Source organism: Algoriphagus limi (genome assembly GCF_024919275.1).
Taxonomy (GTDB): Bacteria; Bacteroidota; Bacteroidia; order Cytophagales; family Cyclobacteriaceae; genus Algoriphagus; species Algoriphagus limi.
Genome location: NZ_JANWGH010000001.1, coordinates 76,104 through 93,848, shown reverse-complemented (window position 1 = coordinate 93,848; position 17,745 = coordinate 76,104). Strand labels below are relative to the sequence as shown.

General features: G+C 35.9%; 16 protein-coding genes and 1 tRNA gene. 7 read left to right on the top strand and 10 right to left on the bottom strand.

Annotation, left to right across the window (positions count from 1 at the left end; translation table 11 throughout):
- Nucleotides 1–291 precede the first annotated feature (291 nt).
- Nucleotides 292–933, top strand: coding sequence for a hypothetical protein (locus NY014_RS00425; RefSeq protein WP_259412552.1), 642 nt, complete (start codon nt 292–294; stop codon nt 931–933).
- Here the strand turns inward: NY014_RS00425 and NY014_RS00420 are convergent.
- Nucleotides 930–1,247 carry a hypothetical protein gene (locus tag NY014_RS00420; RefSeq protein WP_259412551.1) on the bottom strand — a complete coding sequence of 106 codons (318 nt, stop codon included), beginning with the start codon at nt 1,245–1,247 and terminating at the stop codon, nt 930–932. The two genes, NY014_RS00425 and NY014_RS00420, sit on opposite strands and share 4 nt — an antisense overlap.
- 76 nt (nt 1,248–1,323) lie before the next feature.
- Complete coding sequence (locus NY014_RS00415; protein WP_259412550.1) at nt 1,324–2,592, bottom strand: ClpB D2-like domain containing protein; 1,269 nt, start codon at nt 2,590–2,592, stop codon at nt 1,324–1,326.
- Between the two features lie 212 nt (nt 2,593–2,804).
- On the opposite strand from NY014_RS00415, the gene NY014_RS00410 reads away from it, so the two are divergent.
- Nucleotides 2,805–3,239: a hypothetical protein gene (locus tag NY014_RS00410; RefSeq protein ID WP_259412549.1), complete on the top strand. Its 435-nt coding sequence runs from the start codon at nt 2,805–2,807 to the stop codon at nt 3,237–3,239.
- 604 nt (nt 3,240–3,843) lie between these two features.
- Here NY014_RS00410 and NY014_RS00405 read toward each other — a convergent pair.
- From NY014_RS00405 to NY014_RS00370, 8 genes are all read right to left on the bottom strand, one after another.
- The gene (locus NY014_RS00405; protein ID WP_259412548.1) at nt 3,844–4,722 is read right to left on the bottom strand and encodes a DnaB-like helicase C-terminal domain-containing protein; all 879 of its coding nucleotides are present in this window, start codon (nt 4,720–4,722) and stop codon (nt 3,844–3,846) included.
- 311 nt (nt 4,723–5,033) lie between these two features.
- Nucleotides 5,034–5,516 (bottom strand): thermonuclease family protein, encoded by a 483-nt coding sequence (locus tag NY014_RS00400; protein WP_259412547.1) that lies wholly within the window; start codon nt 5,514–5,516, stop codon nt 5,034–5,036.
- Nucleotides 5,517–5,582: 66 nt separating this feature from the next.
- On the bottom strand, nt 5,583–6,587 hold the full coding sequence (locus NY014_RS00395; protein ID WP_259412546.1) for a hypothetical protein: 1,005 nt from the start codon (nt 6,585–6,587) through the stop codon (nt 5,583–5,585).
- A complete protein-coding gene (locus NY014_RS00390; protein ID WP_259412545.1) occupies nt 6,587–8,671 on the bottom strand; it encodes a phospholipase D-like domain-containing protein in 2,085 nt (694 codons plus the stop codon). The genes NY014_RS00395 and NY014_RS00390 overlap by 1 nt, the downstream gene beginning before the upstream one ends.
- A 458-nt stretch (nt 8,672–9,129) precedes the next feature.
- A tRNA-Pro gene (locus NY014_RS00385) sits at nt 9,130–9,204 on the bottom strand.
- Nucleotides 9,205–9,497: 293 nt separating this feature from the next.
- Nucleotides 9,498–9,731 (bottom strand): hypothetical protein, encoded by a 234-nt coding sequence (locus tag NY014_RS00380; protein WP_135069202.1) that lies wholly within the window; start codon nt 9,729–9,731, stop codon nt 9,498–9,500.
- Nucleotides 9,732–9,828: 97 nt separating this feature from the next.
- The gene (locus tag NY014_RS00375) at nt 9,829–10,239 is read right to left on the bottom strand and encodes a DUF4174 domain-containing protein (RefSeq protein WP_135069199.1); all 411 of its coding nucleotides are present in this window, start codon (nt 10,237–10,239) and stop codon (nt 9,829–9,831) included.
- A gap of 33 nt (nt 10,240–10,272) precedes the next feature.
- Complete coding sequence (locus tag NY014_RS00370) at nt 10,273–10,548, bottom strand: hypothetical protein (protein ID WP_259412544.1); 276 nt, start codon at nt 10,546–10,548, stop codon at nt 10,273–10,275.
- A gap of 199 nt (nt 10,549–10,747) precedes the next feature.
- Here NY014_RS00370 and NY014_RS00365 point away from each other — a divergent pair, with 199 nt between their 5' ends.
- From NY014_RS00365 to NY014_RS00345, 5 genes are all read left to right on the top strand, one after another.
- Entirely contained in the window at nt 10,748–13,027 is a 2,280-nt protein-coding gene (locus tag NY014_RS00365) for a sodium-translocating pyrophosphatase (protein ID WP_259412543.1), read from the top strand.
- A 164-nt stretch (nt 13,028–13,191) separates the two neighbouring features.
- Nucleotides 13,192–14,502: a D-alanyl-D-alanine carboxypeptidase gene (locus NY014_RS00360; RefSeq protein WP_259412542.1), complete on the top strand. Its 1,311-nt coding sequence runs from the start codon at nt 13,192–13,194 to the stop codon at nt 14,500–14,502.
- A gap of 3 nt (nt 14,503–14,505) precedes the next feature.
- Nucleotides 14,506–16,575 (top strand): S9 family peptidase, encoded by a 2,070-nt coding sequence (locus NY014_RS00355; protein WP_259412541.1) that lies wholly within the window; start codon nt 14,506–14,508, stop codon nt 16,573–16,575.
- 3 nt (nt 16,576–16,578) lie between these two features.
- Complete coding sequence (locus NY014_RS00350) at nt 16,579–17,004, top strand: DUF1801 domain-containing protein (RefSeq protein WP_259412540.1); 426 nt, start codon at nt 16,579–16,581, stop codon at nt 17,002–17,004.
- Nucleotides 17,001–17,738 (top strand): DUF1835 domain-containing protein, encoded by a 738-nt coding sequence (locus NY014_RS00345; protein WP_259412539.1) that lies wholly within the window; start codon nt 17,001–17,003, stop codon nt 17,736–17,738. Before NY014_RS00350 ends, NY014_RS00345 begins: the two co-directional genes overlap by 4 nt.
- The last annotated feature ends 7 nt before the right edge of the window (nt 17,739–17,745 follow it).

The window sequence follows — 17,745 nt, the reverse complement described above, 5'->3', positions numbered from 1 at the left end:
CAACCTGGGAATTGCTGTAATCTTGAATGTAATCCTGAGTCGGCCCGTACTGCTTACCGCTTTGTGGGCAATAAAACTCGACTGTATTTAGATCTTCGATTTATTACTGAAAAAAGTGATGACCAAAAAGATTACCGAATCAAGGATATTTACAGTTGCTATTCCTTAAACTGTCTTCATCCTTTTGATTGGTATGAAAACCACATCCCTTTTAGTTTTTTCGATGATGAGAAGGTTGATTTCCCCAAAAATCCCGATTTAATTATCTACATAGAAAAACAAAAAGAAGCAATGAGAGATTTAAATTCATATTCAATTGATATGACTGAATATGAATTGCGGTCTTGGCTAATGAGGCATCAATCTACTTTTGACTTTTTTGAAAGTTATCATGAAGGAGGCTATTATTCTTGGTCTTTCTTTACGATGCGATACAGTTTATTCTTGGATCTAATTAGGTTTGTTGAACACATCACGAAACCATCCTTTTTAGAAGAAATATTTGAGGAAAAGGATAATTCTGAGGAAACTTTAATCAAAAAAATCCTCTCTATCGAAAAAACCTTGCTTAAACATAATCACACATACTTAATTTGGGTATGGAAAAATGAAGAACAGTACAATTTTTATACTAATACAGCTTTTATTAGAGGGGGTATTTTCGATCAATTTGCCAAGCTTTGGGCTTGGTTTAAACCAAGGCATCTTGATTTGCTTAAAAAATATTTTGCATTAACACCCCTTGAAACAGAGGAATTTTGTACAGAATTAAAGCACGAATCTAGTACAGATACTATTCATACTCTTTCTTTTCATTTGGATGTTAGAAAAAAAGCCAGATCAAATGGAGAATATATCCCAATGGGTTTGTGGAGTGAAGATCAACCAATACCCTTTTGGAAGGATGATGTTGATGAAACTAAAAAAGCCTAATTTTCGATAAGATTATTAAAATGAACACTCAAATACTTCAATTCCAATAAAATATCCTCTTGGGTTATACGAACAGGCAATCCCCCACAATCATCAAAGCTTACATTTTTGAATCTCAAATACGGTAAAACATCAACTAATAATTTAACTCCTTGATAAGTGTTATAATTGCGTCCAGTGACATGTTTTACAAATGCATCAACAGGGTACCAATTATTTTTAAATAGGAAGGCATAAATATTAATTCCATGATTAAAACTCGCCTCACCTTGATTGAAGTCTAAAATTCCTTGATCAAACTGTTCTCTCGTCATAGTTAATTCAACATTTCTATTAAATAAATACTTATTTAGTATCGTATACAATACTCAGAAAAACAAATAAAATTTCTCACTCAATCCTAAGTTTAATATTATGATTTTCTACATAGACCCCAATCCTATTCACTAAAGGGGTTTCTTGACTCTTTTTAACCCAATCAGGAATCTTATTCTTTATCAAACCATCAATTATAGAAATTAACGACCACCCCCCCATGCTATAATCTATTTTTTCCTCAAGAATAAAATCTAATAATTCATCATCAAATTGGAGTGTTACCCCATTATCTGAATAAAACTGGTTTGAAATCTCTTCCAGTTCTCGACGAATCATCTGCTGAAAGGATTTCTTGCTCAATTCTGGAAATAAAATGTAATTGACTCCTAACCTTCCTACCAATTCAACCCCTAGCTTCTGTTGAAGTACATTTTTAATATGTTGAGCTGTCAATGCTTCACCGCATGGTTCCTTCTCTTTAGAGAACATTTCGTTCAAAGTCCCTGAAATGATAAAAACTGATTGAGAAACATCTACCCTCTCTGGGGACAAAGCTTTCATCAAAATATCATCTAAAAATCCCATAATTTGAACCTCATCCATTGTTTTGATTCCATCAAGAAATTCCCGGTAAGATGGAAAATCATGTAGCCTAGAATTAAATAAAATCTTGGCTTCATATCTCGAAAACACAAATTGCTGAAGTTCTTCTTCTATCAAATTATCGTTAACATAAGTAGGTTTCGAATTCATTATCGGAATGCCCCTATTTTCAAAATACCTAGGGTTCTTGGAAGTAATCATTCCTTGGTTCACTTTCAAACCATTTTGAAACCAATACATATATTCCTGATGGATTTCACGTATTTTCTTTGCCTGAACCCCAGAATTCTTAATTTCCAAAAATCCATCCCCAATCATTTTCCAAATTAGATTTTTCGTGATTGAAAGATCAAAGGGGTTTTCCAGATTTTGACCGATAAGCAAATGTGCGTTATCTAAGAAAAAAACTGCTCTTATTTTGTCTTGGATTTTGGATAAGGTATACATCGTATCCACAATCTTTGGTAATCTCAATTGGCTACAGTCATACTCAAAATAGTAATCTTTCAGATTTAAGAAACCAATCAATTCTTTGATCATAGAAGTCTTTCCAACTCCGGTGGAACCCCAGAGATTAATTACCAAAGGACGAATTTGCTTCTCAGGAAAGCAGTACCAAGCTTTCAATAAATCTGTCAAATCATTACATGGCTCCTCCATTCCTGAAAAGCGAAAAATCAGATTTTCTTTTGCCAACTTGATTTGATCGTATTTCTTCAAAAACCCAACTTTTTCCATTTTCAATTACCTTAAATTCACTTTGATTAAAGAAAGGGGTTTTATTTTGCTAATTGCTATTCGGTCCAAAAAATATCACCTGAAACTTGAAATGATTTTGATTTTTCTGGAGGCAAAAAATATAGCCCCAATAAAAGGAATTTTGTATCATTATATAATCGGTGTCTTTCCGGAGGAGCACCATTTTAAACCTCTTTAAACTTTCGTGATTTATGGATTTAGATGATTTTAACTTTCAGGAACCTTTAGATTTTCACCCTATCAAAATCAAACTCAATTCTGGAATAGTTACCATTCTTAATGGATTTGATTTGTCATTTACCTATGGAGGTGTGATGGAAGGAGCTCCTGGAGAATTTCTGAATCAAATTATCATGGAAGACATTAAAGAATTTAAAAAATGGGGCGAGCGTAAGATGTACTGTATTTCACCAAGTCCTGAGGACTACCAAAAAGTTTTACCCTTTTTCTGTTGCTTCGCTTGGTTACATAGCTATTCTACTGCCCAAGACCAAACAGCTGATGGATCTGAATTAGTTATTCAATGGTTTGAAAAATCAATTGATGAGAAACCTATTCCTCAACTCATTGAGAATGCAGTAAAAGGGATAGACTGGTCTAAAGAAGCAGAGGACTTTTGGTTTTAAGCTATTATTGGGAATCCACCTGAGCAAAATAATAGCTTATGAAGCTTGGTTTTCGTCAACTCCTAAGTTTCAATCAACCATTTATCAAATTCAAATTAGAAAACGGGAGGATGATTTCTGTAATGGGTATTATTACCACTTTTATTTAGGGAGAATTTTTTAATGACCAGGAATCTGATATTTCACAGAATTAGAAAATCATTGCAAATATTCAATTACCAGATATTTGGCATCCAAACTCAGAGTTGGTTGACTCTTTTGTGAAGCAGAAGTAATTTCTAAAAACGACATCAAGTGAAGAGAAAAAACAAAGATCTTACCTCGATATTACCTTTACCGCTGGTTGTTTTGCGACAAAATAGCAAAAATTTATCTTACAAATTCAAAATTGGTTTTTCAATGGTTCGAAGGGGATATTGACTTGAATAATCTTCCAAATATCATCCAAGAGGCAGCCAGAGGCTAGATTGGAAAAATGAAGCAGGAAGAAGTCCTATTTGAGTTTACTGTAATTCAAAGTGACAGAACTATCTATAAAAATTGAAGAAATTACTACTCCTAAATAACTGGTTCAAAACTTTCCAATACCCAATTAGGAATTTATTCAATCATATAAATCATCAAAAAATCCAGGTCTTGAAGGGTTTTTCTCCATTTCAATTCTTAACCTTCCAACAGGATCTTCTCTCATACGAAATGGAGCAAAATGGAAAAAACTTAATGCTCCAGTTCGTCCACTTGAGTTTTGTTGTATTAATAATTCTACCAACCCAATAGTAGTAAAACCGTCCTCCCCAATAGTAATACCATATTGTTCTGGACGATAAAGCTGAATTATCTTATTAGAATAGGTACTAACCAAATCACTCCGAAATATGTCAGATAAAATTGGGCGCCTATCCCCTCCTCGTTTTTCAGGCATTCTGGAAGTTAGAATGCTGACAAAAACAGAAATATTTGTGTATTCAATAAATGATTGAATTTTTGAAAAGTCTTCAAAATATCTCTTTAAATCATATTGCCACGCATAACTCCTAAAATAATCATCCAAAATAATGTAATCTACCTTATTTATCTGCGCTATTGTAAAAATCTCTTCAAGGCTTATAACACGATGTATAACTTGAACTTTTTTTGAAGTCATATTTATGTAATGCTCATAAATTTTCTTGAAAGCCTCTTCTGAAAACCCATTTTTGAAAACATCCGTATTGGTCATCCAGGACGTGAAATGCATTACGAATTGTCTTTGTGACATTCGAGGAAAAGCAACAATTCCTTTAAAATTCTGCATTTGAGAAAAATTCATCATTAGATTAAAAAGAAATGCGGTCTTTCCATGTCCTGGTCTACTTGCAAGGGTAACTATTTCATTTGAGAATCCACCTTGAATAAGTTCGTCTAGGTATTGAAATCCACTAGAAATAGGTGGTGAAAATGTTGATTCAATACCAAGTTTTTTGAAAAATTCTTCTGGATTCATGTTTGCATATCTTTTTAAATAATTTATTGAAAAATAAGGGAAATAATAATTCCTTTATTTCTTTCGACATCAATTGTCATAAAAAATACATGACACTTTTTATCTTATGGTTAATTGTATACGTGATATGACCAGATCTTAACTCAAACAAATACTAGAAATATAAATATATGGCTCAATTGGAATTATTTTATAATTAGGGTCCTAACCTTGTGAAATCTATTTAGAACAAAATATTTAATACACTAAATATTTATTTAAGTCCAGGTTTTTTTAATTGAATTTAATTGACGATAAAGGTTGGATGGTGATTATTCTCCCCACAAACCCATCTTATTTCCCCTTGCTTTCCTCTCTAGTTTTAAAAACATCTCAGAATATTTAACATTCGGAGGAACAGTCATAACCTGAGCATACCCATTTTTGAGAAGATCAGCATTTAGAAACAATCCGTCTTCTAAAAACACATAGGCTAGAGTACGACCGTACCTATCAATTCTATCCACATCATATTCTAACCTAACCTTCTTTCCTTTCAATCGGGAATTAACATAATTAGATGCCTCCCTCCCGTAGTATTCAACTGGCTTTTGAGGATGTCTCGTCTCAGGGGTATTGACACCAATTAATCTAATTTTTTGACCCTTCTTGGTTCCATCATCAATCCAAAATGTATCCCCATCTACAACCTTTGTCACTTCAAAAAACTCAATCACATTATCTTCTGTAGAGTGAAATGAATAGCTTAAAATTAAAAAAATAATAAATACATATTGTTGAATAAATCTTAACATATCAATTGACTACTAAGCTTTTCGTCTTTATTAAATTTTTAAAAATCAATTCGGAATATGACAAGATTATTTGATACCAAGAAATTCTAAAATATTCTTTTGAGCCAAGTCTTTAGATGAAGAAATTGGTAAAATATCGAATTTTTTTACTCCAGATTTTTGCAACCAATCTGACCAAAAGAGTTTGATTATCTCATAGTCTTTTGGGTGAACAGTAGCATTTCCAGCTACATCCAATGATCTATCATTAATTTCTAACACGAGCACTTCAAATTCTGTTAAAACAGGATTATTGACAGGTACAATCCCATAATTATTTTTAAGGAAAAAGTTTTCAATAGATATTTCTCCAGAATCCTTGTATGCTTTCCTAAATTCTGAAATCTTATTTGAACTTAAATAATAACATTGGTTTCCATCCTTACACCCTTCATCTCCATATAATCCAGCCTCAATGTAACCATCAGTAAAGATTATTAAAATATTCCTATAAACCCCTTGATAAACAACGTTTTGATATTCAAATTCATTTAAATCTTTACCAAGATTGGATTGACTTAACGAATTTAAATAAGAATAAATATCAGCCCCATAATTATCCTTTTCAGCAGATGTATAAACTTTTTTTAATTCACTTTCAAATCTTTGAAGATCAGAGTCAAATGTCTTAATAGAAGATCTGTTTCTTAAATAGTCAATTCTTTCAATTTGTCTATTATCAAATATTGAAAAATCTAATCTCATTGCATCTAAGTCCACATTGAACCTAGATATAAGATTTTTATTAATAAAGTCGAAACTATAAATATCATATTGATTTTGGTTTCTTTTATAAGTCAATACTCTCTCCACATTTCTAATAAAGTCCAAAATAATTTGAGTATCTTCTACAGGCTTAGGCCTTATTTCACTAATAACCCTATTAGATAAATCTGGAGCAAAAATTATATTAAAATGTTCAATTTTTTTCTTAACTATCGGTTCACTAGTTATAGGGATCTCTGATTTTGAACTACCACAAGCTGAAATCCAAATAATTAATACCGCAAAATATATTCTATTTAAAGTCATTATTTAATTATTCTAAAATCTATAAGCTTTTTTTGAATCTTATCTTCTTTCCATTTCCTAGCTTCATCAAGAGCAAACTGGGCCATTTCAGTCGCCTTCCTGATTGCATATATCTCATGTAAATAATTACTCCAACCTTCTAAGTAAATATTAATTCTATCATTAATCGAATCCATAGAAATCGGAAGTTTATCATTATCAATATGAGATAAATAAATAGCTGTTATACTCTTTATGTTTTGAATTTTCAAATTCAACTCGGTCTCTAACTTTTCAAAAGCCATGGCTTTTTGGGAAGGAAGAAAACCTTTAACTGTATCCAATAGATTTACTTCATTTTCATGAAAAATAATTTGATCCTCTTTTTCTGCTATCTGATTATTAAACTCTTTGATTCTCAAATTTAGATCTTCAATTTCATCCTTTAATTGAGTAACGATTTTCTTCTTCTGTTGCTTGTCAATATCTGGATTCCTTTCTTCGAAAAAGGAAATCAGCTTTTTGTATATCAATTTAAACATTAGTAGTCCAAGTGCGCCAAGAATAAATACGAGGTAAAAATTTACATCTGAAAATGCGTTAATCCCTTCCCAAGGTTCATTAATTTGCCCTGACAAATATTTGATTTCATGGATTGACTTGGCTACTCTAAAGGCTATAAAAACATCAACAAGGATTATTAAAAAGAGAGACCAAAAAAAAGCCCAGCTCTTTTTCAAATCTGTTAAAAAAACGTCAATTAAGGACAAGGATAACGGAATAAAAACAAAAAGGAAAACGATTGCTATCCCTCCAAAACCTTTATCTAATGAAAGATTGATTGCATCAGGATTAAATATATCTGGAGGTAAAATTTGTGCTCCATTTAGCTCCGCAGTTTTTGCATCTGCTTCACTAAAAATAAGAATATATGCTGCAGATGAGTAAAAAACAATCAAGTAACCTAATATCCCAAAAAATAGTATTGAAAATGGAATTAGTTCAAACCACCGTAGAGCAGGTTTAACAAATTGAATCTCAATCTCTTTAATTTTTTGATTAATAACCTCCTTTTTTCTTTCGATTTCTTTTATTTCTATATCATGTATTTTTTTGATATTGTTCCTCAGACTTTCAATAATTGACGCTATAGTATTGGACTTTTTAATAATATTTTCTTCTTTGGCTGAAAATTGAACCTCTAAAGTTTTTTTATTCAATTCAAATTTCTCATTTGCCGCATCAATAGTTCTAACCTCATGCTCATTGATTTTAGATTTCAAGCGGTTCTTTTTATCCTCTACAACATTTATTTCATTAATAAATACTGAATAAACGGAATCCAAAGCCGAACTTAAAATCTGGTGATCACCGTTATTTAAGCGAGATCGCTCATACCCCTCTTGTTTAAGAAGCTGCCTGTCAAAATCACTGACTTCAGCGGCAATCATTGAATCCAAAACTCGCTGATATTCCAGCTTATCTTTTTCTTCTTGATTTAGTTCTAAATCACTTGCCCCACTTTGCTCTGCGAATGAATCTTCATTTTCTTTTTGCTCTTCATTAGAAGAGGAATCAAATCCATTCGGCTTACTAATTAAATTATTGATCCAAGCCTTAAGTCCTTTAGGTTTCGATGTGCTTACTATTTCTCCTCTTGATTTAATTTTTTCAAAATGATCATTCATTTTATTTACCATAGAAGGAATATCTGTTATAGTAATACTCTCATCATTATTCGTCCTAGCGTTAACTGACCAATTGTAAGATCCGTGAATAGCAATTCTATTATCAATAATGCAATACTTTTGATGCATCATTCCATAACCTGTGTTTTTAACTTTTAGTACTTCCCCTCCTGATCTTGTAAGCTCAGAAAAGTCAAGTTTTTCATTATTAACATTATCTGAAATGATTACATCGACAGAAACTCCTTCTTTTGCTTTCTTAACAAGAATTTCTAACAAATCAGGGTCCGTGAACCAAGCTGCTGCTACTTTGATAGTTTTTTCAGCTTTATTTAACTCCATGGAAAGCCTATCGAATATTTCTTGATTATCAAAAATAAAATCTTGGTTACTATTAAAGCTATCGTAATTATCCATCGGTCAATTTTTCTTTAAAAATTCATATTTTCTATCATAAAAAAAATACCCATTTTTAGGTATTTTTTTTTCAATATTTTTTTGTATTAGGCGATTGTTTTAAAAGAAATGAATTTAACCAAATGAGCCCTCTTCTACCTAAAAACGTATTCAACATAGCCTTAATTTATAATCTAATATTTCAATAAATTAAAAATCAAGACTGGTTGCATTACATGGAAGATCAGCTGGGCCTATACACTCACATAGATAATTAATAATCCAAAAAAAAAAACTGATTTTTTTGACCGGGGTAGGGTCAAAATTGAAATTTGATTTTTGATTTTACCAGTTGCGAAAAATTGGACTTGTTAAACTTCATAACAAAAAACATAAGCTATCGGAAAATTTTTGTGCAAATTTTGTGCAAATAAAAAAGGAGCTACGATAATTAAAATCGTAGCTCCCTGATAATCAAGTCGGGGTGACAGGATTTGAACCTGCGACCACACGCCCCCCAGACGTGTACGCTAACCGGACTGCGCCACACCCCGAATTAATACTTCTAATTTTCAAGTACTGAAAATCAATTCTATTAAACTTTTAGCAAATTCAACTCTTCTTTAAGATTTGAACCTGTAACCATACTTCCAGTCAGGATACACTAACCTTCCCGATAAATATCGGGATGCGTCACACCCCGCTAAAAGAAAATATAGAAATTTTGAAAGATAAGGTGCCTCCCTATTTTAAATCTCTCCTTTGCGGGAGGCAAATCTAAAAGATTCAAAGAAAAAATCCATTTTAGCTATGAAATTATAGCTATCCCAAAAAGCAAGAAAAAGTACTAGTGAGAGATTTTATCTTTGAAAATAATTGAGGCAGTCTCTCCCTGACAGCAGGATCCACAAAGGGTGACATTAGTCTTATTTCTGCTAGCTGTACGAAGAGCTTCAGAACCGTTATTAAAAGGACCTAAATAATCCCTATTGATCGCATTTGGAATTTGAGGACAATCGCGATCGTGTATTTCAAATAAATTATCCTGATTAGGTTCAGAGGAGATATAAAAGAATTTCATAGTCTGATTAAATTTCAAGCAAAAACAGACCCCTAAATTACGGATCTAAAAAACACGAAAACATCCCCTAAAATGGGTATTTTTCGGGGGTTTAATTTCAATTTTTCACTCCTATTCTGATTTCACTTTGTCTCATGGGCATGGAATCAATCTTTCTAAAAATCCAATCCCAATCAAATTCTGATTGTTTCCCGGAAGCTTTTACACCTCCATCCAACCCAATGAGATACCATTGACTTCCACCTTTTTCCTTGTTTTTTACTTTTAAAAATGAATCTTTTTCGAGATCGATTTCCTCTGAATTCTGAACGAGATTTTGACCCTCAAATCGCACAATCAGGAGCTTCCTTTCTGAAATCTTGCTTTCATATTCTTTAAAGTCCACACAAGAATCTTCAGAACAATCAAAAAATAATAGAATCCGCTTTTCCCAGCGAAAATCCTTCAAGCCTTTCGGCTGAGAAATATCCAAACTCAAAACCATCAACAAAGGGATAAGAAAGTTCATGTTTTGACAACATCCGAATCATCCGAATGTTTGTTACAACAACCGCTCAAGCAGTTCCTCCCATTCCCTATCCAAGGAATAAGTAGGCCGCTCCTCACCTGCTATTCGATACCAATAATCCGCATTCCAGAGGTCTCCTTCCTTTCGATGAAGGTAGGCATGAACCCTGGCCGAAAGCTTTCCTGAAAGATGATCAACCTGAGAATGTGCCATGTCCCAATTCCCATGAAAATCCCACCATAAGGCTAATAATTCAGGTGTAAAAGAAGGATCTGGTTGTTCCAACCTTTTGAATTGCTGAACATTCATTTAGATATGATTTTAATGAATTGTCATTTTTTTAGACAAATTCTAAAAATTAAGCCTGAAAAGCCTAGTAATATTATCAGTTTTTAAAAAAAACTTGTGCAAAAATCACAAAACAGAAAATATTTTACCAGTTGGCTGGAAAGTTAGAAGTCCTATATTTGCCAAATTATTTATCCAAGGAGTCAAAAGAAAAAAATAAATGGAAAACTTAATCTACATTTTACCAGCTTTTGGGGTAATCGGATTAGCCTATATGTTCTATTTAAGAACATGGGTAAACAAGCAAGATCAGGGTGAAGAAAACATGAAAAAGCTTGCTGGTTACGTCAAAGAAGGAGCTATGGCATTCTTAGCAGCTGAATACAGAATGCTATCCATTTTCGTTGTCGTAGCGGGAATTCTGCTAGGTATTGTTTCAATGTTGGTTGAAACTACCCATTGGTTCATCGTTGTGGCCTTTGTAATCGGAGCAGTATTCTCAGCTATTGCCGGTAACATCGGGATGCGAATAGCAACAGACGCCAATGTAAGAACAACACAAGCTGCAAGAACCAGCTTACCAAAAGCCCTTCAGGTTTCATTTAGAGGAGGTACCGTTATGGGTCTTGGTGTTGCGGGATTGGCCGTATTCGGTCTTTCTTTACTGCTTGCACTTCTCGTTCAATTTTTCATTACCGGAGAGCAATCATTCTACATGGAAATGACTATCGTTCTTGAAACACTTGCGGGTTTCTCTCTAGGTGCTGAATCCATTGCCCTTTTTGCTCGTGTGGGAGGAGGTATTTATACTAAAGCTGCGGATGTAGGCGCTGACTTGGTTGGTAAAGTAGAGGCTGGAATTCCAGAAGATGACCCACGTAACCCTGCTACAATTGCAGATAACGTAGGTGATAACGTCGGTGATGTTGCCGGAATGGGTGCTGACCTTTTCGGTTCTTACGTAGCCACCATGTTGGCAGCAATGGTATTAGGTAATTACCTGATCAACGATATCAACAATGGCGCACCAATGAATGACGCCTTTGGCGGAATGGGGCCAATCCTATTACCAGTTTTGATTGCCGGTATCGGTATCATTTTCTCTATCATAGGTTCTTGGTTTATCAAGATTAGTGACAACAATGCAAAAGAAGCACAAGTACAGGCGGCATTGAATAAAGGAAACTGGGGATCGATTATCTTAACAGGTATTGCTTCTTATTTCATCATTGATTGGATGCTACCTGCAGAAATGCAAATGACATTCTTCGGTAAAGGTTTGCAAACCGTAAGTTCATTCAACGTATTTGCTGCCGTTTTGATAGGCTTGGCCGTTGGAGGTTTGATTAGCTACTTTACAGAATACTATACCGGAATGGGCAAAAAGCCTGTGATGACCATTATTCAAAACTCATCTACAGGAGCTGCAACCAATATCATCGCAGGCCTTTCTCAGGGTATGATGTCCACTTTCGCACCAGTACTTCTTTTTGCCGGTGCAATCTGGGGAGCATATGCTTTCGCAGGTTTCTACGGGGTAGCGATTGCTGCATCTGCCATGATGGCTACCACAGCAATGCAGTTGGCTATCGATGCCTTCGGTCCAATTGCTGATAATGCAGGTGGTATCGCCGAAATGAGTGAATTACCAAAAGAAGTACGAGAGCGAACAGATATTCTTGACTCTGTTGGAAATACTACTGCAGCAATTGGTAAAGGTTTTGCGATTGCTTCTGCGGCATTGACAGCGCTTGCTCTTTTCGCAGCTTACGTAACCTTTACAGGAATTGATGGAATTAACATTTTCAAAGCCCCTGTTCTTGCTGCTCTTTTTGTCGGAGCGATGATTCCAGTAGTATTTTCCGCCCTGGCAATGAGCTCTGTAGGTAAAGCGGCAATGGCAATGGTCAAGGAAGTACGACGTCAGTTTAGAGAGATTCCTGGTATCATGGAAGGTAAAGCAGAACCTGAATACGACAAGTGCGTAGAGATCTCGACGACTGCTTCTTTGAAGGAGATGATGCTTCCTGGTTTATTGACTATTGTTTCTCCAATCTTAATCGCGTTTTTAACACAACTTACGACAGGAGATACCATGCTTGCTGCTGAGGTTCTTGGTGGATATATGGCAGGTGTTACAGTTTCTGGGGTAATGTGGGCTATCTTCCAAAACAATGCTGGTGGTGCATGGGATAATGCAAAAAAATCATTTGAAGCTGGTGTAATGATCGATGGACAAATGACCTTCAAAGGTTCGGAAGCTCACAAAGCAGCTGTAACCGGAGATACTGTCGGAGATCCATTTAAAGATACATCTGGTCCATCCATGAACATCTTGATCAAGTTGACCTGTTTGGTAGGATTAGTAATTGCGCCATTACTATCTTCTCATGATTCTCATGGGGAAATCGCAGATGCCAAAGTAGTCGAAGTCAAAAAAGAAATCAAGTACGAAGAGGGAAAGAAGATCGTCACTGAAACCAAAACGGTGGTGAAATAATTTATTTCAACCTTTTTGGAAAGGCTACCATTTTAAAAATGGTAGCCTTTTTTGTTTTCAATAAATCTCATCTATTTGTAATAAGGTGTTTTAAGTATCGAAAATTTCAACACTATCCGGGATGCCCTAGCCCAAAAGCAGGAGACTTTTTTTAATTTAAGCTTATGAAGAAACTCCTCCCCTTGCTGATACTCCTAGTATCGGCTTCCTGTACGGTACAAAAAATTCAGAAATCTATTTCAAAATCTGATGTTTTTGAAAAAGGACATCTGGGATTTATGTTGGTGGATCCTGCAAAAGAAAAACCGCTGGTAGCCATCAATGAAGACAAGTACTTTATTCCAGCATCAAATACAAAACTCTTCACCTTTTATACTGCCTATACTGTTTTGGGAGATGGCTTGGTGAATGGGCTCAACTATCTGGAAAGAGGAGATTCTTTGATTTTTTGGGGAACAGGTGATCCGAGCCTATTGCATCCGGATTTTAAGAATGATAAGGTCATCGAGTTTCTGAAATCCAGCAACAAGGGGCTCTATCTTCTTGATAATTTTGATCAGGTTAATGCCTTTGGCCCAGGATGGGCTTGGGATTGGTATCCGTACTACTATGCTACCGAACGATCGGCTTTTCCCATTTATGGAAATGTAGTGCGCTTTAATTCTAAGATGGATGCAAGTCTTTTTTCAATTTACCCAGAGCGATTTAAGCCTCTTTTAACAGCCAAGCAAACGAATGATTGGAGTGGATTTAGGTTTAGCAGAGAAAGGTTTGAAAACAAATTCACCTATGAAATTGCAGATGAAATTGAAATGGAGGAATTCGAGCGGGATATTCCTTTTATCACTTCAGCAGAATTGACAGCTCAAATGCTCAGTGAGGTTTTGGATAAAAAAATCACTGTTATAAAGAATCAGCATTATTTCAATTTTGACCCTAAAAAGCTTGAAACTGCACCCGCAGACAGCCTTTATGCCCAGATGATGAAAATCAGTGATAATTTCCTGGCCGAACAATTATTGCTGCTCGTCTCTGATCAAATAAACAACCACCTGAGCACAAGAGAGGCTATCGATTATGCAAAGGAAAACCTATTGGAAGATCTACCAGATGAACCGATGTGGTATGATGGTTCTGGTCTCTCTTCCCGAAATATGTTTACTCCCCGATCCATTATTGCTCTTTTGGGAAAAATACGAGAACAAGTTCCTTTAGAGAAAATTGAAGCCTACTTTCCGGCTGGAGGAGAATCGGGAACCATCCGAAATTGGTATCCATCAGACCCGGGCCAGCCTCCTTACATTTATGCAAAAACAGGTACGCTCAGCATGTCCAATGCCTTGAGTGGCTACCTTATCACCAAAAGTGGGAAAATCCTTCATTTCTCCTGCTTGATGAATAATTACCAAATCCCTTCCAATGATCTCAAAAAGGAGCTTCAAAAAGTGCTTTACCTCATCCACGATACCTACTAGACCATGAATAAATATCTCCTTTCAATTCTCTGTTTTTTCTTCATCACTCAAAACCTACTCTCCCAATCGTTTACCATGGAGCAAGTAGGAAAATTCACTTTTCCTTCAGAGTTGACCTCTGACCAATCAGGAACTCAGCTTGCCTGGGCATTATATGAGCAGGGAAAGCGAAATGTATATTACGCCAAAGCGCCAGATTTCAAGCCCGAAAAACTCACCTTCTTTGATAAAGATGATGGACAAGAAATCACCAGTTTGAGCTTCACACCCGACGGAGAATACTTAGTTTTTGTGCGAGGTGGTGATCATGGTGGAGGTAATGCTTCCTCTACGGTCAATGCCGAAAATCTTCCCAAACTCCCAAAAGTGGAAATCCATTCTATTGATCTGGCTTCAAGGATGATTGAGGAAATTACTGTAGGAGATAACATACATCTTGGACCGTCAAATACCATTTTATTCCTAAAAAATGGGCAAGTCTGGGAAACTACTACACATAATATGGAAGCTCCCAAGCAGCTTTTTGAAATCAAGGGGAATGTCACTTCCATGGAATATTCTCCGGATGGAAAAAGCCTTGCTTTCACCGTCAATCGCGGGGGCCATCAATTAATTGGAATTTACCGGGATGAAAATACGCCTATCCAATTCATTGCTCCATCTTTTCATCGCTATTCCCAGCCAAAGTGGTCTCCCGACGGAAGCAAAATCGCTTTTATCAAAACTTTGGGAGGAAGTGGAGCCGCTTTTCCACTGTTAGAAACTAGACATATACCATGGGAAATTTGGCATGCCGATGTTACAACTGGTGAAGCTGAAATGCTTTGGAAAGCACCAGAAACATTGAGAGGTTCGTATCGCTATTTCTTTTTCTCCTATCCAAATGAAAAGGAACTGATTTTCGAATCCTATCATGATGGTTGGCAGCATCTCTATAGCCTGGATTTGCAAAACAAAAAAGAAACGCTTCTCACACCCGGTGATTACATGGTTGAGCAAATCAAACTGAGTCCTGATGGGAAAAGGGTTCTCTTTTCTGGAAATTATGGCAATAGTGAATTGGATAAAGATCGTAGACATATTGGTCGGGTAGATTTAGCTAGTAAAAAACTGAATTGGGAAACTTCAGGAGAAGGAATTGAGGCCTACCCTGTAGCCTTGGCGGATGGAAACTTAGCGTTTTTCTCTGCTACAGCTCAAAGACCACATTTGGTCACCCTGAAATCCAAAGACCAAATCACTTTACTTCAGGAAGATCTAATTCCGAGTGATTTTCCTAAGAAATCTCTCGTTACTCCCAAGCAGGTCAAATTCCAAGCTCCCGACGGAACGACAGTCTATGGTCAGCTTTTCGAAAAGGAAGGAGGTCCTTCCCAAAAACCAGGAGTAATTTTTGTCCATGGTGGACCACAGCGCCAAATGTTGCTCGGTTGGAGCTATATGGATTATTACACTAATACTTACGCTCTAAATCAATATTTGGCAGAGTTGGGATTTGTTGTCCTTTCTGTGAATTACCGATTGGGAATAGGATATGGATATGAGTTTCATAGACCCGCTTATGGCTATTACCAAGGGGCAGTTGAATATCAAGACATCAAGGCTGGAGGAGAATTTTTGGCAAGTCTTGCTCAGGTTGATGAAAATAAAATCGGTATTTATGGGGGAAGTTATGGTGGGTTTTTGACGGCCTTGGCACTAGCTCGAGATTCCGAATTATTCAAAGTTGGGGTAGATATACATGGAGTTCATGACCTCGATGGACGCTATGATTTGCCTGAAGGCTATGAAGTTGCACCCGACTATGAAAAGGCTTTGGAGGTAGCCTGGAAGTCCTCTCCTATTGCTGATATTGAGACTTGGACAAGTCCGGTTTTATTTATCCATTCGGATGATGATCGGAATGTAAACGTATCCCAAACCACAGATTTGATTCGACGATTTGACGAATTAGGAAAACCTTACGAGGCAATTTTAATCCCAGGAGACACCCACCATTGGATGAAATGGCAAAACATGATTCAGGTTTCCAGCGCAACAGCTGATTTTCTAAAAAAACACCTAATTGACTGATCTATGGCCGAAAATAAAACACAACCAACTGATGCCTCCGTGGATGATTTCCTCAATCAAGTGGAATCACCAAAAAAACGGGAAGACGCATTTCGCATCAAGCAAATTATGGAAGAAGTAACTGGGGAAAAAGCCGTGATGTGGGGACCTTCCATCGTGGGATTCGGTCAATATCATTACAAATATGATTCTGGACGGGAAGGAGACTTTTTGATCGTTGGCTTTTCTCCTAGAAAAACTTCGCTATCAGTTTATCTTTTGGGTTGCATGGAAACCAGTTTTGATGAGCTTTTTGCCAAACTTGGAAAACATAAAACAGGGGCCTCCTGCCTTTATATCAATAAATTGGCTGATGTAAACGAAACTGTTTTGAGAGAGTTGATCAAAAAATCCTATAACTACATGAAGGCCAAATACCCTACAAAATGAGGGTTCATATCCTAAATGGAGACGCCCTTTTTGAGCATTTTCCAAAAGGGATTACCGGTGAAAAAATCATCTTTAGGGAATGTCTACTAGACGGACCTGTAAATGGAAAATCAGAGGAAGAATTCTGGCAACTCCGAAAAGAATTTATACAATCTGATTTTGGACAGAATACAGATTATGATTCCTACAGCAAGGCTGAAATTTTAAAGATCAAGGAAATAACATCTCATACTGAGGTCTTTCTATGGTTTGAAGAAGATCTTTTTTGCCAAGTCAACTTGTGGAAAGCTATCGATTTGCTTTCGGCTGTCAAAGACGAAGCCTTCCTTGTGACTCCGGGTTCAGAACACCCTTATAGTTTTGCAACATTGGATACTGAAGGTTTAATTGAAAGATTTTATTCACCTATTCAATTACAGAGGGAAGATTTTTATCTGTTCGCTGAATTATGGACTCATTTTCAAAAGGCCGAAGTTTTCGAAGCAATTCAACTAGCAGAAAAATTCAAGTTAAAATTCCCTTTCTTATTACCTGCTGTTGAAGCTTGGCGAGATATGGTTCCCCTTGGTGATTTCCCAGGAAAACCGGTCCAAACCTTGAAAGACATTCAGAAAGAATTCCAAACGGATGATTTTGGAGTTATTTTCCGTGAATTCCAGAAACGACTGCCCATCTATGGGATGGGAGATTTGCAGGTTAAAAGACTTTGGGATGAAATCAATCTTTGGAATTGAAAGGTAA

What these genes read in the sequence shown, in the direction of transcription:
- NY014_RS00425 (WP_259412552.1), top strand. Translation starts at nt 292, where the DNA reads ATGAGAGATTTAAATTCATATTCAATTGATATGACTGAATATGAATTG.
- NY014_RS00420 (WP_259412551.1), bottom strand. Translation starts at nt 1,247, where the DNA reads ATGACGAGAGAACAGTTTGATCAAGGAATTTTAGACTTCAATCAAGGT.
- NY014_RS00415 (WP_259412550.1), bottom strand. Translation starts at nt 2,592, where the DNA reads ATGGAAAAAGTTGGGTTTTTGAAGAAATACGATCAAATCAAGTTGGCA.
- NY014_RS00410 (WP_259412549.1), top strand. Translation starts at nt 2,805, where the DNA reads ATGGATTTAGATGATTTTAACTTTCAGGAACCTTTAGATTTTCACCCT.
- NY014_RS00405 (WP_259412548.1), bottom strand. Translation starts at nt 4,722, where the DNA reads ATGAATCCAGAAGAATTTTTCAAAAAACTTGGTATTGAATCAACATTT.
- NY014_RS00400 (WP_259412547.1), bottom strand. Translation starts at nt 5,516, where the DNA reads ATGTTAAGATTTATTCAACAATATGTATTTATTATTTTTTTAATTTTA.
- NY014_RS00395 (WP_259412546.1), bottom strand. Translation starts at nt 6,587, where the DNA reads ATGACTTTAAATAGAATATATTTTGCGGTATTAATTATTTGGATTTCA.
- NY014_RS00390 (WP_259412545.1), bottom strand. Translation starts at nt 8,671, where the DNA reads ATGGATAATTACGATAGCTTTAATAGTAACCAAGATTTTATTTTTGAT.
- NY014_RS00380 (WP_135069202.1), bottom strand. Translation starts at nt 9,731, where the DNA reads ATGAAATTCTTTTATATCTCCTCTGAACCTAATCAGGATAATTTATTT.
- NY014_RS00375 (WP_135069199.1), bottom strand. Translation starts at nt 10,239, where the DNA reads ATGAACTTTCTTATCCCTTTGTTGATGGTTTTGAGTTTGGATATTTCT.
- NY014_RS00370 (WP_259412544.1), bottom strand. Translation starts at nt 10,548, where the DNA reads ATGAATGTTCAGCAATTCAAAAGGTTGGAACAACCAGATCCTTCTTTT.
- NY014_RS00365 (WP_259412543.1), top strand. Translation starts at nt 10,748, where the DNA reads ATGGAAAACTTAATCTACATTTTACCAGCTTTTGGGGTAATCGGATTA.
- NY014_RS00360 (WP_259412542.1), top strand. Translation starts at nt 13,192, where the DNA reads ATGAAGAAACTCCTCCCCTTGCTGATACTCCTAGTATCGGCTTCCTGT.
- NY014_RS00355 (WP_259412541.1), top strand. Translation starts at nt 14,506, where the DNA reads ATGAATAAATATCTCCTTTCAATTCTCTGTTTTTTCTTCATCACTCAA.
- NY014_RS00350 (WP_259412540.1), top strand. Translation starts at nt 16,579, where the DNA reads ATGGCCGAAAATAAAACACAACCAACTGATGCCTCCGTGGATGATTTC.
- NY014_RS00345 (WP_259412539.1), top strand. Translation starts at nt 17,001, where the DNA reads ATGAGGGTTCATATCCTAAATGGAGACGCCCTTTTTGAGCATTTTCCA.